The following is a 13,062-nucleotide window of genomic DNA, read 5'->3' as shown; positions in this document are numbered from 1 at the left end:
GTGTAAGGGGTTGTCTGAAATAGGACTTGCACATTGCTCTTTAAAGGATTATAAATGAATCCAATTAGGAGTCAATTTAAATCTTGACAGGATTTAGGAGTACAAAGCATGGCACGGATACCCGAAGCAGAATTACAGCACCTGAAAGCCGCCGTCTCGTTAGTGGCGGTGATTGAGCAACAAGGGCGGCCGCTGGTTAAGCGCGGTAAAGACATGATCGTGCTGTGCCCGTTCCATCAGGAGAAAACCCCGTCGATGGTGATCACGCCGGCGAAGAACCTTTATCACTGCTTTGGCTGCGATGCCGGCGGTTCGGTGCTGGACTGGGTGATGAAAACCGAAGGCTTAAGCCTGCGCCATGCCGTGGAGCGTCTGCGGGCGATGCTCGGCAGCAATCCGGCCGTTGAACCGCTCCTTGATGCCTCGGAACTGATCCGGGAGACGGTCGGACAACAGGCACTGCTGTTACGGGTGGTTGAGTTTTATCACCAGACTTTGCTCAATGCGCCGGAAGCCCATCAGTACCTGAAAAAACGCCGTCTTGATCATCCCGAACTGGTCAGCCATTTTAAACTCGGCTTTGCCAATCGCACCCTCGGTTACCGCTTGCCGGAGAAAAAACGGAAGGCCGGCGCCGGGATCCGTGCCCGGCTTCAGGCGGTCGGGGTGTTGCGTGAGAGCGGCCATGAACACTTCAGCGGTTCGCTGGTCATTCCGGTGATCGGCCTGAAGGGCGAGGTACAGGAAATGTATGGCCGCAAAATCACGGACCGCCTGCGGGCAGGTACACCGCTGCATCTGTATCTGCCGGGCGCGCATGGCGGGGTCTGGAATGAAGCCGGGCTGGCCGGTTCGGCCTCGGTTATCTTATGCGAATCGCTGATTGATGCGATGTCGTTCTGGTGTGCGGGGTATCGCCATGTAACCTGCGCGTACGGGGTACACGGGTTTACCGATGCGCACCGGGCGGCCTTCCGGCAGCATGACATCCGGCAGGTGCATATTGCCTATGACAATGACAAAGCCGGCAATGAAGCGGCGGCGCGACTGGCGGCCGAGCTGCAACTGGCCGGGCTGGCTGTCTGGCGGGTCGTATTCCCCGAAGGCTGTGATGCCAACCGGTTTAGCTGCGAGGTGGCGAACCCGGAAAACGCCTTCGGCCAGTTACTGGATGCGGCACAGTGGCTCGGTGAACCCACCAAAACGCCGCGGGCAAACCAAAATGCCGCCGCCACGGTGTCAGTCCCGGCGGCGGCTTTGGTGCCTGAGCCGGGTGTGGTGACGCAGCTTGCCGACAACGGGGATATCGTTGTCCGGCAGGACGGGCAGGAATGGCGGATACGCGGGGCGCAACAGAAAGCCGGTGCCACGGTGATGAAAGTGAATGTGCAGTTAACCGACAAACCCAGCGGGGCGCTGTTCGTGGACAGCCTCGATATCCTGAGCGCCCGTGCCCGGTCGGCCTTCGTGCGTCAGGCCAGTACCGAACTGGCCTTGCCGGAAACGCTGATTAAGCGTGAGCTGGGGCGGGTGTTACTGGTGCTGGAACAACGGGCATGGGCAGATGCGGACACGGCGCAGGCCGCTAACGCCCTGAGTGCTGATGAACAACACGCCGCCGAAGCCTTGCTGAAAGACCCCGAACTTATCCGCCGTATCACCGCTGACCTGAGCGCCTGTGGGGTTGTCGGCGAATCAACCAACCTGTTGGCGGGCTATCTGGCGGCGGTGAGCCGCAAACTGCCCAAACCCTTAGCTGTCCTGATACAGAGCAGCAGCGCCGCCGGGAAATCGTCATTAATGGAGGCGGTGCTGAACCTGATACCGGAAGAAGAGCGGGTGCAATACAGCGCCATGACCGGCCAGAGCCTGTTTTATCTGGGTGAAACCAATCTCCAGCACAAGATACTGGCTATCGCCGAAGAAGAAGGGGTACGGCAGGCGGCCTATGCGTTGAAGCTGTTGCAAAGTGATGGTGAGCTGACCATGGCGAGCACTGGCAAGGATGAAGCGACCGGGAACCTCGTCACCAAAAGCTACACCGTGAAAGGCCCGGTGATGCTGATGCTGACCACGACCGCCATTGATGTGGATGAAGAGTTATTGAATCGCTGTCTGGTGCTGACGGTGAATGAATCCCGCGAACAGACCGAAGCTATCCATGCGGCGCAGCGCCAGAAGCAAACCCTTGAGGGCTTACTGGCCGAGAACGAGCGGGACTATCTCACCACGTTGCACCAGAACGCCCAGCGGCTGTTAAGGCCGCTCAATGTGGTCAACCCTTACGCAGCGCAACTGACCTTTATGTCCGACAAAACCCGCACCCGCCGTGACCACATGAAATACCTGACGCTGATTCAGAGCATCGCCCTGTTGCACCAGTACCAGCGGGAAATCAAGACCGCCGGGCATCGCGGCAGGCGGCTTGAATATATCGAAGTCACGAAAGACGATATCCGGCTGGCGAACCAGCTCGCCCACGAAATCTTAGGCCGGACGCTCGACGAGATGCCGCCGCAGACGCGCAAGCTCCTGAGGCTGATACAGGCGTGGGTCAGGGACAGCGGCCAGCCCCGCCATGAGATGATTTTTACCCGCAAACAACTGCGGGATGCGGTGCAGTGGGGTGATACGCAACTGAAAGTACACCTGTCGCGGCTGGTCGAAATGGAATACCTGCTGTTGCACCGGCGCGGGCTGACGTTCGCCTATGAACTGCTGTTTGACGGCGAAGACGGTGACACGGCGCACTTGTGCGGCCTCATTGTGCCGTGAACGGGAAAGTATGACGTGTTCCGGTCGGGGTCAAAGGCTAAGCGGTCGCCCCTCAGTCGGGGTGCAGTCGGCAGGCGGTCGGGTGCGTGAAATCATCGCCAGGGCAGAGACAGCAAGGCATGACGGCAAAGCGGTCGGGTAACCGCAAAAAACACAGTTCCAGAGGGACTGACTGAATCACATCGTAACACATCGTCACTGACCTTTGACCTTTTCTTACTCACACAGACAGGAGGTTTACCATGGCATCACTGACACTCAGGCAACACATCCAGCACTTCCTTGACCACCTCGACGCGCTGCGCTACACACGGGAAACCCGGGCACACTACCGCAGTTACCTGCGGGAATTTGTCCAGTGGTGTGACGAACGGGGTATCACGACGGCGCAGCAAGTCAGCTTCCCGCAGCTGGAAAGCTGGCAGCAATACATGGTGGCCCAGAAAAACCGGCATGGCCGCCCGATAACGGCCAGCACGGTCATCAAAAAACTGACCAGCGTGCGCCACCTGTTCCGCTGGCTGGTGAAGCGACAGCACCTGCGGTATAACCCGGCGCGGGAGCTGGAGCTGCCCCGGCGGGAGCGCCGGTTGCCGTGGGGACTGCTGAGCGAGCAGGAAACCCGGCAGGTGCTGGCCATGACCGGCAGTGACAATCCGCTCAGTGTCCGGGACCGGGCGATACTGGAAACGCTGTGGAGCAGTGGTATCCGGCGTTCAGAACTCGCGCGGTTGCAGCTCAGTGAGGTGGATTTAGCGGGCGGCATGCTGTTTGTCCGGCAGGGCAAAGGCCGTCAGGACCGGGTCGTTCCGCTGGGTGAGTCAGCACGGCACTGGTTACAGCACTATCTTAACGATGTCCGTCCGCGTCTGGTGTGGGGAAAAGACCCAGATTACCTGTTTGTGTCACAACACGGAAGGGGTCTGACCGACAACAGCCTGACCCAGATAGTACGCAATGCGCTCCATCGCGCCGGCATCGACAAACCCGGCGGCTGCCATCTGTTCCGGCATGGCATGGCCACGCAGATGCTGGAGAACGGCGCGGATACCCGGCATATCCAGGCGATATTAGGCCATGCCAGTCTGGAATCGACCCAGATATATACCCGGGTGGCGATTGGTCATTTAAAAGCAGTGCATCAGCAGACCCATCCGGCCGAGCGTGAGCATCCGGCCGAGCCAGACACCGAACCGAAACCCTGACGCACCGGACAGCCCGATAATCCCCGTTGAGTTCGCCGGGTGCGGTGCGGGGGCAGACCGTGGCCGGCCTGCCCGGCAGCCCCGGTGATAGCGGGGGTGAATAGGCAATGCGCGGCCTGAGCTGTGGTGTCCCCGTTCAGTCTGGCGTGGCCGCCCAAAGCCTATTCAACATAATGTGCGGGAATTATACGCCACTCACCGGGTGGCCACGTCGTTGATCCCCCTCTCCGAAGCGCGGTTCGCAGCGTATAATACACATTATGTCTGGCGCCCCCGCTGGCTGGCCTCGTCAGGGTGCCGCCGCACAAGGCTGCGCCTTCTGCTCTGACCGGCTCCGTCAATCCCGGCCAAAAACCCGTGTTCTTCTTTAGCGGCCTTGCCACGTCAGGCCAACACCCCTGAAGGCCGGTCGGCCTGACGGCCTCCGCTTTTACCTCCCCCCGCCCCGACCCCGCGGCGACTGGCTGCGCGCGGCTCGCACTGCGCTGCGCTGCGTTGCTCGTTGCCGTGCTCGCCATCGCCGCCCCGTGCAGCCCCCGCAGGGGGCTTCCCTGACCTGACGCGGTCATGCAAAGTCGTGCCCCTTCTTAAGCTGTCGCGCACCAGAGCGTCGCAGGGGCGCCGCTTGCAGGCTCTATGCCGCCCGCACCCGCAGAACGGTCGCCCGGCGTCCGGCCAGCCGGCCCCCGTTCGCCCGTTGCCGATGAAAAACAATCCAAAAGTGCACGTCGGGGTCAAAAAAATGGCCGGGCTAAATCGGCGTAACCTGCTATTCTGAAAGCCTTGCCCTGCACGGGCTGGCATCGTCTTACGGGTATGATGGCATCGGGGATGATGCCCCTTCTGCGGGCAATATGAGGATGAAGAGAGCGGGTTGTATTATAACCGTTTTCGTTACTATAATCCGCAAACGGGGCAGTATATTTCGCCGGACCCCATAGGGTTGCTGGGCGGGGTGAATCCGTATGGGTATGTCGATAATCCCACTAATTTCATCGATCCTTATGGACTTAGTAGCTTTGATCCATTTATTCACGGTGACATCACAGATTTCCCTAAAGATCTTCATTTCGGTCAAAATAGAATAGCTCCAAACTTTAGTAGTATTGGAAGTCAGGCAGATCCTTTGATAACTGGAAGACCTATTTTAGATGTAGCAAATGACATAAAGACTGGGAAAATTAGTCCTGACACTTTTGTTATTTCATATACAATTGATCCTGCGACAGGTAAACCTGTAACACTTAATAATCGTGGTTTAGCCGCTATAGTTGAATCTGGGAAATTCCCTCAAAGTGCAATATATGTTCCTTATGAACATGTTCCAAAACATTTAGTAGCGGATATTTTGGATAGGCCACCTTCTAGGTCTATAGACGTTACACAAAATAAAGATGGCTCTGGCCTTGTTAAGACAATTGGCTGCAAAAATAGTTAGGAAATGATATGACAATACAGTTAATGCCAGAAAAAATAGAGTTTAAAATATCAACTACAGACCTTGAAACTGTTTATACAGAATCAGATGGAGTTAAACTTAGACTTGATGTACAACGTATTAATAACTTTAAAATTAATACATATAGCAATATAGAAATTCACTTTTTGATTGTGGCTGAATTTAGGTGCGTTACTATGAATTTCTTCGATCTTAATCATCAAAACTATTCAATAGAGGGGCAGGATTTTACAGTAAATAGGATTGATTTTTGGGAAAGAAATGGATATCACCCTGACTCAGGTTTTTATCAAGTAATGAATTCAGATATATTGAACAATAAAAGATCATTATATGATCCGAGAAATAGATTCGATTTAAAGCATTATTTAATTAATGGCAATGACAGTCATGTAGAAATAATTGCATCTAAATATGAATATAGATATTTATAAATAGTAATTAAAGCCGGAAAGTGAACTGACCCCAGAAAGTTGGACATTTTAGTTAAACGGCGTGTAAGGCCTGATTTCGATATGCTATCGGAGTTAGGCCTTTTAATTGTAAGCGTCAACTAAACTACACCTTGCTTATCACTTTTTTCCAGGGCAGTAGTTTTTCCAGATCCGGGGTGGGTTGGCATAACTCATCCAGGCAAGTCATGACATAATCGAAAGGGATCAATCCATTGGCTTTGGCCGTTTCAATGACGCTGTAGAGGATCGCACTGGCTTGTGCACCGCGCGAGGTATGGCTGAACAGCCACGCCTTTCGCCCGATGACAAACGGTTTGATCGCCCTTTCGGCCCGGTTATTGTCGATTGACAAGCGGCCATCCTCACGATAGCGGATCAGTTTTGCCCATTGATTGCTCAGATAAGTGACGGCCTCACCCAGCTTGCTTTTGGGGATCACCTGGGATTGGGTTTTAACCAGCCAGGCCGATAACTTATCCCAGATAGGAAGCGCTTTTTCCTGGCGGATCCGGTATTTTTCTGCCGGGCTTAACTCCTTGATCTGATGCTCGACCCGGTACAGTGACTGGATCAGGCTCAGCGCGATATCGGCTTTGCCCGTTTTGTTTTTTCCCTGCGCCTGCTTCGCTTCCATAAATTTACGACGGGCATGGGCCATGCAACCGACCAGCCGGGCACCGGTCTGCTCATAGCCTTGATAGCCATCCACCTGCAGATAACCTTGGAAACCGGCGAGATAGTCAGCAGCGCAGGTGCCTGAACGGCTGGCCTGGTGGTCATACAGCACAATATTCGGTGTGAGCGCCGCCGGTTCGGGGGTATCAGTGCCCACACAATAGACCCACATGTAATGGGTCGTTTTTTCAGACGTCACCCCCTTCACCGGGGTTTCATCCGCATGGAGAACCGGTTGTTGCAACAGCATTTCCCTGAACCTGGCCACCAACGGCGTAAACAACTGCGCGGATTTTAATATCCAGTCACTCTGGGTCTGGCGGCTGAGGTCAATGCCATACTGTTTGAACACACTTTCCTGACGGTACAGCGGTAACCCATACTGATATTTACTGGTGATAAGCTGGCTGAGCAGGCTGCTGGTCGCCATACCTTTCCTGATGGGCATCGCTGGCAGGGAGGCTTGTTTGACAGGCGTCTGAATGCCGGATTTTTCACATTCACGGCAGGCGTATTTGGGGCGGACATGCTCAACCACCCTGATTTGAGCGGGAATGAACAACAGTTTTTCACTGCGATCTGCCCCCATCTGATGCAACCTGCCGCCACAGCACGCACACTGTTTTTCTTCCTCGGCGATATCATGGAACACGGTTTCGCGCGGTAAATCTTTGGGCAGGGGGTTGCGTGTCGGCTTACGGCGGGGAAGTGTGAGGGTTTCCTGTGCGGCGGCCGTTTCAGCCGGCAGCGCAATTTCTTCCGCTTCGTTAAACAACTCCCCCTGGCCGGGGAACGCTTCCGAGGAAGCCCCAAACCGTTTTTGTTGGGCTAAACGGAACTGCTCTTCCAAAAAGGCCAGCCGCTGCGACTGCTTAATCAGCAGCCGTTTCAGTTCAGCGGGGTCATTGGGCAGGGCATCAATATCAATTTTCATGGGGACATTTTATGCCATCCCCGGCGAAAAAGCGTAATTAATGCCCGTTGGTTTGATGATCATCAAGGGATCAGGCGACATGGCAATCCTGTACGGAGAAGGGCTGGTGCCCGATGACATCATAACCCGATAACAACCCGTGCAGTTGCTGCTCTGTCAGGGTCAGGGAGGCGCTGTTGACGGCGGTGGGCCATTTGAATTTCGCGTTCTCCAGCCGTTTGTACCAGAGCGCAAACCCGGTTTTATCCCAGTAGAGGATTTTGAGTTTATCCCGCTTCTTGTTGCAAAAGAGGAATAACGCGGTTTGCGTCGGAGACAGTTGCATTTCCAGCTCCACCCAGACCGCCAGCCCGTTGATGGATTTTCGGAAGTCGATAAATGAGCGGCACAAATACACCTCCGGCACATCCACAAACATTTTCATGCGGCGAGCCCCCGAATAATCGCAATGATAACATGCTTATCCGTGCCGGCAGGAAAACGCAGTGTGCCATGTGGTGTCTCAAATAAGATGGGGAGTGTGCTGGATGAGGCGGATTTTTTCTGAGCGGTGCTGACTTTAATAAAAGCAGACGGTGAAGCCAGCCCAGACGGCTTGTCTGGTGGATGGGAGGTGCGTTGGCGGTGGTGATAGAACCGGGTTGTCGACACACCGATTTTTTGGCAAAACTGCGGGACAGTCAGTTCGGATTTTTTCTGCTGTTCAAACAGGTCCCGCCACTCGGCTTGAGTAAACCTGGATTGGCTCATGTGAGTTTTTTCCATCATCATAATAGGTGAAACTAGTTTAATCAATGGATTTATCCTGGCTAGGTGGGGTTCCCCGTACGCTTACGGTTAATTCACGGCTTTCTTCATCATAAAATCAACATCATCCTTTAAAATTCGCCAGATAATACGCACCAGTTTGTTGGCCAAGGCGACCGTTGCCTTCATGAAGCCACATCGGGCAATTAATTTTCTTAACCATCCGCCCAGAACATCCTCACGTTTTTGACAACAGCGCATCACCGCACGGGCACCGTGAATGATTAACGTTCGCAAGTGACGGTTGCCCTGTTTGGTCATACCAGACAGACGGTTTTTTCCCCCAGAACTGTATTGGCGTGGAACCAGCCCACACCAGGCTGAAAGCTGACGACCATTTTGGAATTGTTCTGCATTGACTTCACTGACAAAAGCGGCGGCAATCAGTGGCCCCACACCGGGAATGGTCAGTAAATGGGCATAACCCGATTGCTGGCTTGAAACGGCCTGAATTTCTTTATCCATGTCGTAAATACGGACATCAAATCGCTGCATATCTTCCTGCAACGAATGGAGAAGGCGGCGCAGAACAAAGGATAAGGCATTGTTTCCCTCTTCCAGAATATCAGGCAGGGCGTGCCGGAGTTGCTGAATGCCTGCTGGGATAACGATCCCCTGTTCGACAAGCAATGCCCGGATTTGATTAACCAGGGTGGTACGCTGTTCTACCACGAGTTGCCGGGCACTGCGCAGGGCTTTGATATCCTGCTGCTCAACCGTTTTGACCGGAACAAAATGAATCCCGGGACGGCAGGAGGTTTCACAGATAGCCAGCGCATCATTGGCATCGTTTTTCTGATTTTTACAGAGTGCCTTGACATACTGAGTCGGAATAAGCCGGACGGCATAGCCCATAGCCTGGAGCGTTCTTCCCCAATAATGAGCTCCCTGGCAAGCCTCCATCGCAATAAGGGTATTGGGCGGAAACGCCCGGAGTGTATCCAGCAATTTTTGCCGTGAGACTTTTTTGTTCCAGGCGATAGAGTTATCCGTTAACCAGACACAGACCTGGAAAACATTTTTAGCGAGATCAATACCCACCACTTTGATTATGTTCATGAGAAATACTCCCGAAATGCAATGTATTCAGTATCAAGTTAACGATGACACTGTTTACAACTGAAGAGGGGGACGTCCATCACATCACTACAGTTAACGCCAGACGCAATCTTATCTTACAGAGATTAATATTGAAGAGTTAGAACGTTATGTTTATAAAACGGGCCAACCAGTTACGAATGGTAAGCATTGAAAAGTTCAAGGTATAGGGGAAATTATCGAGGCTAATGAAGGTACACCAAGTCAATGGATCAGAGTTGAATATAGCTGTGGTACTATATCACAGATATCCAATCTCTCTGAACGAATTTAGGAAGTTTACAAGATAATGAATATTGATTTTTTAGAAAAAAGTGGAGTGATCATTTTCAATGATTTTTCTATTAGTGATGATATCCCACTTAAGAATCAACTTGATGAATTAAAAGAAGATATGTTGCAGGTAGAATTTCCTAATGGGTATCTTTTAGATATAGGCTGGAAACCTTCATTCGAAATTGATGGGAAGTTTAAGTTGGTATTAATTAAAGAATTTAACTGGGAAAATCCTGTTTATCTAGACTCAGCAAGTAATTTATTTGAATTAGAAGAGAAAATTCAACTAGCAATGCAAAAATTATAATGGATTAGATTTTATAGCCGAAAAGATTCCTGTGATCTTCCGAACTTATTCTTTCTGTAGTTAATATGAGAACGGTGAGAGTGGGTTGTATTATAACTGTTTTTGTTACTATAATCCGTAGATGGCTCGGTACATTTAGCCCGACCCATAGGGTTTGTGGGGGGAACTAATTCTGTATAATCCATTGTCTTGGGTTTGAGTCGCCTGGATTGTGGCCACTTCTCAGATCATGCCGAAAAAGCGGCTTTCTTTTCTTGAATGGCATAACCCTGATTATTGGGATGGTTCAATAAAGGACAAGCAGAGTTTTTTTCCTATAATGTCAATAAATGATATTACCGATGCTATCGGGAATGTGATGAAGAAAAATAGAGATACCGTAATAGTTAAGGAAGTGTCGGTAAATTATAAATTACTGTTCAATATAAAAGCTAAGATTATGGAGTTGGTTTTAAAAATGTAAGAAGAAGCTAATTTTATCCAGGTAAACTATGATAAGCATAAACACATATATTAAAATAAAAGATGAATATATTGATGTTTTTCAATATAATGGGAGGTTTAAAAATGCTGATTGCATTGATGGTGCCTTAGAGTTAACTATAAATGGTATTAGCCTGATTGATAAGTCAATGTATGATTATATTGATGATTTTTGGTGTTATTTGGCAGAGGGATTATCGGCATTATATGATAATCGAGAGTTTAAGTGTTATTTTCCAGATCAACCGATAGAAGTTAAATTCACCCCATCAAAGGGAAATAGAGTACTCGTTAGTGTAAATTGCTATTCAGAAGTTAAGACTTCTATTGAAAAGGAAGAATTTTTAATTGCTATGAGTGAACACGCAAAAAGATTTTTTGAGTGGATGGAAGACTTGAATCCTAGCTCAATAGGGGCGTATAGAGCCGCTATGCAATACTTAAAAAAGTTACATATAAAATAGTCGGTAGATCCTATGGTCTGCCAGATTTATTCTGTTAAGAGTGGCTTGTTTTCTGCTCACTGAACATGGTAGATGTACTGAAATATCCTATCTTGATCAAGCGTTAAATATTGGTCTTGAAAATCTAACAAATGCCACATTTAAGTCCTTAAATATAGGTATTTCAGAAGTAGCATATAAATCGCCTAAACCTGCGTGTGCAAACTGTAGTTATGTGCTGAAAATTTTGGAGTGAAATTTGAATGACTGTGAATATTGATTTGATTAAATGGCCCGGAAATCGTAAGTCTTGTATTCAGTTATATTTGAATTTTTTGCTAAAAGTAACGGATATGTTAAATATAACATTTGAGGGTTGTGAGAATGATCCTATTCAAATTACAAATACTTAAAGGATAGTAAAGCCGATGATGATAGAGAGGCTGCTTTATCATTTTGGTGGAATTATGTTGATAGCAATGATGGAATTAGAAATTTTAAAGATAAACCACTTTTAATGGCGCGCCTAGCAATCTGTTTTTTATCAATAAAAGAAAAAGATATTCCAGAAATAGGTGAACATTTGTCATGGTTTATTGAGGTTCTAGGTTGTGTCCCTTAATTATATAACCGCTTGTAAAAGAGTCGAATACAGCCTAATTTCACCATCGATAAATAGTTCCGGGCGGTTTTTTCGTAACGGGTTGCGATACGCCGATTCCCTTTCAGAAAACCGAAACAGCGTTCGACCACATTCCGGTCACGATAAGCCTGTTTATCAAATTTTGTGCGGCCATCAGTACTGCCTTTTTCATTGATTTTATACGGAATAATGCTCTTGACCCTCAATTTACGCAGATAACCGCGCAGTTTTCCGCCCGAATAACCTTTATCGGCCAGCACGGCTTTGCCACGTCGTTTCATGAAACCATTTTTGCGTTGGACGCCAATGCCATCGAGCAACGGAATGGCGGATTGACTTTCATGGGCTTGCCCTGCGGTCAATATTAGGTTGAGGGGAAAACCCTTTCGGTCTGTTGCCAGGTGGATTTTGGTGCCATAACCACCGCGTGAGCGACCCAGCGCATGATCGTCAGCGATATCGGGCTGTTTTTTTTCGCGCCGGCGGCCTCTTTACTGGCGCGAATATGGCTGCCATCTAGGCAAATTTCAGTCCAGTCAATCAAACCTTTTTCATCCAGAACGGACAGTAACCGATTAAATATCTTGTTGATAATGCCCGATTTTGACCAACGATTAAATCGGTTATAGACCGTTTTCCAAGGCCCATAGCGTTCCGGTAAGTCGCGCCACGGTGCTCCAGAGCACAATACCCAGAACATCCCATTCATCACACGACGGTGTTCAACATAGGGACGTCCTGCCCGTTCTGAATGAACCAGGGGCAAACAAGATTCTATCAATATCCATGCGTCATCAGGAATGTCGTAGCGTGCCATCATCTTTTCCTATATTGAAAACCGTTTAGATGATAATACTACCAATTTACATTAAGGGACACGGCCTAGGACTTTTAGGCTTCAGTTTATCTAACGTTATTGTTTTTATGGGTAATTATTTTGAATTTAGCCCAAGGTAGTCAATTCAATAAGCCATGAGATAAAGCCGGAAAGGTCCCCGCGATCTTTCTGCTTTCTACCATAATCGATATCCTCGGACACCAGCATCAATGACAATAAAGTGAGGAAATAGAGTGACGATGTTCACATATAAAAAACAGCTCAATATGCGCATTTTACACACAACTGTACAGATTGGCCTGCGTAATAAAAAGGTGGAAAATCATGTAAATCAATGGATTATAAATATAGAGGATATGACGAGTAGAGCACATTATATTCATGAATTGGTGAAAATGAATAAATTGGACATGGCTTATGCTTTTTTGCCGAAAGAAAGAATTTATTTGGTGTAGCGGTCAAGAAATATCGGACATCTTTCTATCCTCTCCCCAACCTCTTTTGTATTGGTGACTGCCTATTTACGGAAAATAATAAAAAAGAGAATGAGATGAATGCTCCCCCATTCATAAAATAGGGAGCACATTGATGGATGAAGGAAAAATACATGCAGGTGTGGAGCCTCACAGATTCCCGGCATCATAGTGCCCAATACGGGATGCAT

General features: G+C 49.5%; 13 protein-coding genes and 1 pseudogene. 9 read left to right on the top strand and 5 right to left on the bottom strand.

Going from position 1 to position 13,062, the window contains the following annotated elements; translation table 11 throughout:
- Positions 1 to 108 precede the first annotated feature (108 nt).
- The 5 genes and pseudogenes from XPG1_RS14560 (at position 109) to XPG1_RS14540 (ending at position 5,873) form a co-directional block, all read left to right on the top strand.
- On the top strand, positions 109 to 2,775 hold the full coding sequence (locus XPG1_RS14560; protein ID WP_045957445.1) for a CHC2 zinc finger domain-containing protein: 2,667 nt from the start codon (positions 109 to 111) through the stop codon (positions 2,773 to 2,775).
- 10 nt (positions 2,776 to 2,785) lie between these two features.
- Positions 2,786 to 2,917 carry a hypothetical protein gene (locus XPG1_RS19095; protein WP_269450575.1) on the top strand — a complete coding sequence of 44 codons (132 nt, stop codon included), beginning with the start codon at positions 2,786 to 2,788 and terminating at the stop codon, positions 2,915 to 2,917.
- Positions 2,918 to 3,017: 100 nt separating this feature from the next.
- A complete protein-coding gene (xerC, locus tag XPG1_RS14555; RefSeq protein ID WP_045957446.1) occupies positions 3,018 to 3,980 on the top strand; it encodes a site-specific tyrosine recombinase XerC in 963 nt (320 codons plus the stop codon).
- 841 nt (positions 3,981 to 4,821) lie between these two features.
- A pseudogene (locus XPG1_RS19335) lies at positions 4,822 to 4,995 on the top strand (RHS repeat-associated core domain-containing protein); the annotation flags it as partial.
- A gap of 431 nt (positions 4,996 to 5,426) precedes the next feature.
- Positions 5,427 to 5,873, top strand: a complete 447-nt coding sequence (locus XPG1_RS14540; protein ID WP_045959708.1) for a hypothetical protein — start codon at positions 5,427 to 5,429, stop codon at positions 5,871 to 5,873.
- Positions 5,874 to 5,997: 124 nt separating this feature from the next.
- On the opposite strand, the gene tnpC is transcribed toward XPG1_RS14540, so the two are convergent.
- The 4 genes from tnpC to XPG1_RS14520 form a co-directional block, all read right to left on the bottom strand.
- On the bottom strand, positions 5,998 to 7,503 hold the full coding sequence (tnpC, locus tag XPG1_RS14535) for an IS66 family transposase (protein ID WP_045957449.1): 1,506 nt from the start codon (positions 7,501 to 7,503) through the stop codon (positions 5,998 to 6,000).
- Positions 7,504 to 7,573: 70 nt separating this feature from the next.
- Complete coding sequence (gene tnpB, locus XPG1_RS14530) at positions 7,574 to 7,927, bottom strand: IS66 family insertion sequence element accessory protein TnpB (protein WP_012986901.1); 354 nt, start codon at positions 7,925 to 7,927, stop codon at positions 7,574 to 7,576.
- Positions 7,924 to 8,253 (bottom strand): IS66 family insertion sequence element accessory protein TnpA, encoded by a 330-nt coding sequence (tnpA, locus tag XPG1_RS14525; protein WP_231853008.1) that lies wholly within the window; start codon positions 8,251 to 8,253, stop codon positions 7,924 to 7,926. The genes tnpB and tnpA overlap by 4 nt, the downstream gene beginning before the upstream one ends.
- Before the next feature lie 87 nt (positions 8,254 to 8,340).
- On the bottom strand, positions 8,341 to 9,369 hold the full coding sequence (locus XPG1_RS14520; RefSeq protein WP_045959707.1) for an IS110 family RNA-guided transposase: 1,029 nt from the start codon (positions 9,367 to 9,369) through the stop codon (positions 8,341 to 8,343).
- Positions 9,370 to 9,697: 328 nt separating this feature from the next.
- Between XPG1_RS14520 and XPG1_RS14515 the strand changes: the two genes are divergently transcribed.
- The 3 genes from XPG1_RS14515 to XPG1_RS14505 all read left to right on the top strand — a co-directional run bounded on the left by XPG1_RS14515 (position 9,698) and on the right by XPG1_RS14505 (position 10,938).
- A complete protein-coding gene (locus tag XPG1_RS14515) occupies positions 9,698 to 9,991 on the top strand; it encodes a hypothetical protein (RefSeq protein WP_045959705.1) in 294 nt (97 codons plus the stop codon).
- A 211-nt stretch (positions 9,992 to 10,202) separates the two neighbouring features.
- Positions 10,203 to 10,454: a hypothetical protein gene (locus tag XPG1_RS14510; protein WP_157879508.1), complete on the top strand. Its 252-nt coding sequence runs from the start codon at positions 10,203 to 10,205 to the stop codon at positions 10,452 to 10,454.
- Positions 10,455 to 10,482: 28 nt separating this feature from the next.
- Positions 10,483 to 10,938, top strand: coding sequence for a hypothetical protein (locus XPG1_RS14505; RefSeq protein WP_045959700.1), 456 nt, complete (start codon positions 10,483 to 10,485; stop codon positions 10,936 to 10,938).
- Between the two features lie 597 nt (positions 10,939 to 11,535).
- On the opposite strand, the gene XPG1_RS18105 is transcribed toward XPG1_RS14505, so the two are convergent.
- A protein-coding gene (locus XPG1_RS18105) for an IS5 family transposase (RefSeq protein ID WP_157879552.1) occupies positions 11,536 to 12,377 on the bottom strand; the annotation gives its coding sequence in 2 pieces (ribosomal slippage) (positions 11,536 to 12,035 and positions 12,035 to 12,377; 843 coding nt in all).
- A 260-nt stretch (positions 12,378 to 12,637) separates the two neighbouring features.
- On the opposite strand from XPG1_RS18105, the gene XPG1_RS14485 reads away from it, so the two are divergent.
- On the top strand, positions 12,638 to 12,853 hold the full coding sequence (locus XPG1_RS14485; RefSeq protein WP_045959699.1) for a DUF4291 family protein: 216 nt from the start codon (positions 12,638 to 12,640) through the stop codon (positions 12,851 to 12,853).
- Positions 12,854 to 13,062: the final 209 nt, after the last annotated feature.

Source organism: Xenorhabdus poinarii G6 (assembly GCF_000968175.1).
Lineage (GTDB): Bacteria > Pseudomonadota > Gammaproteobacteria > Enterobacterales > Enterobacteriaceae > Xenorhabdus > Xenorhabdus poinarii.
Note: the sequence above shows the minus strand (reverse complement) of the source record. Positions and strands in the feature narration are given on the sequence as shown.

Excerpts from the sequence above, each read along its gene's own strand:
- XPG1_RS14560 (WP_045957445.1), top strand. The coding sequence starts at position 109 with ATGGCACGGATACCCGAAGCAGAATTACAGCACCTGAAAGCCGCCGTC.
- XPG1_RS14505 (WP_045959700.1), top strand. The coding sequence starts at position 10,483 with ATGATAAGCATAAACACATATATTAAAATAAAAGATGAATATATTGAT.
- tnpB (WP_012986901.1), bottom strand. The coding sequence starts at position 7,927 with ATGAAAATGTTTGTGGATGTGCCGGAGGTGTATTTGTGCCGCTCATTT.
- XPG1_RS14540 (WP_045959708.1), top strand. The coding sequence starts at position 5,427 with ATGACAATACAGTTAATGCCAGAAAAAATAGAGTTTAAAATATCAACT.
- tnpC (WP_045957449.1), bottom strand. The coding sequence starts at position 7,503 with ATGAAAATTGATATTGATGCCCTGCCCAATGACCCCGCTGAACTGAAA.
- XPG1_RS14485 (WP_045959699.1), top strand. The coding sequence starts at position 12,638 with ATGTTCACATATAAAAAACAGCTCAATATGCGCATTTTACACACAACT.
- XPG1_RS19095 (WP_269450575.1), top strand. The coding sequence starts at position 2,786 with ATGACGTGTTCCGGTCGGGGTCAAAGGCTAAGCGGTCGCCCCTCAGTC.
- xerC (WP_045957446.1), top strand. The coding sequence starts at position 3,018 with ATGGCATCACTGACACTCAGGCAACACATCCAGCACTTCCTTGACCAC.
- XPG1_RS14520 (WP_045959707.1), bottom strand. The coding sequence starts at position 9,369 with ATGAACATAATCAAAGTGGTGGGTATTGATCTCGCTAAAAATGTTTTC.
- tnpA (WP_231853008.1), bottom strand. The coding sequence starts at position 8,253 with ATGAGCCAATCCAGGTTTACTCAAGCCGAGTGGCGGGACCTGTTTGAA.
- XPG1_RS14515 (WP_045959705.1), top strand. The coding sequence starts at position 9,698 with ATGAATATTGATTTTTTAGAAAAAAGTGGAGTGATCATTTTCAATGAT.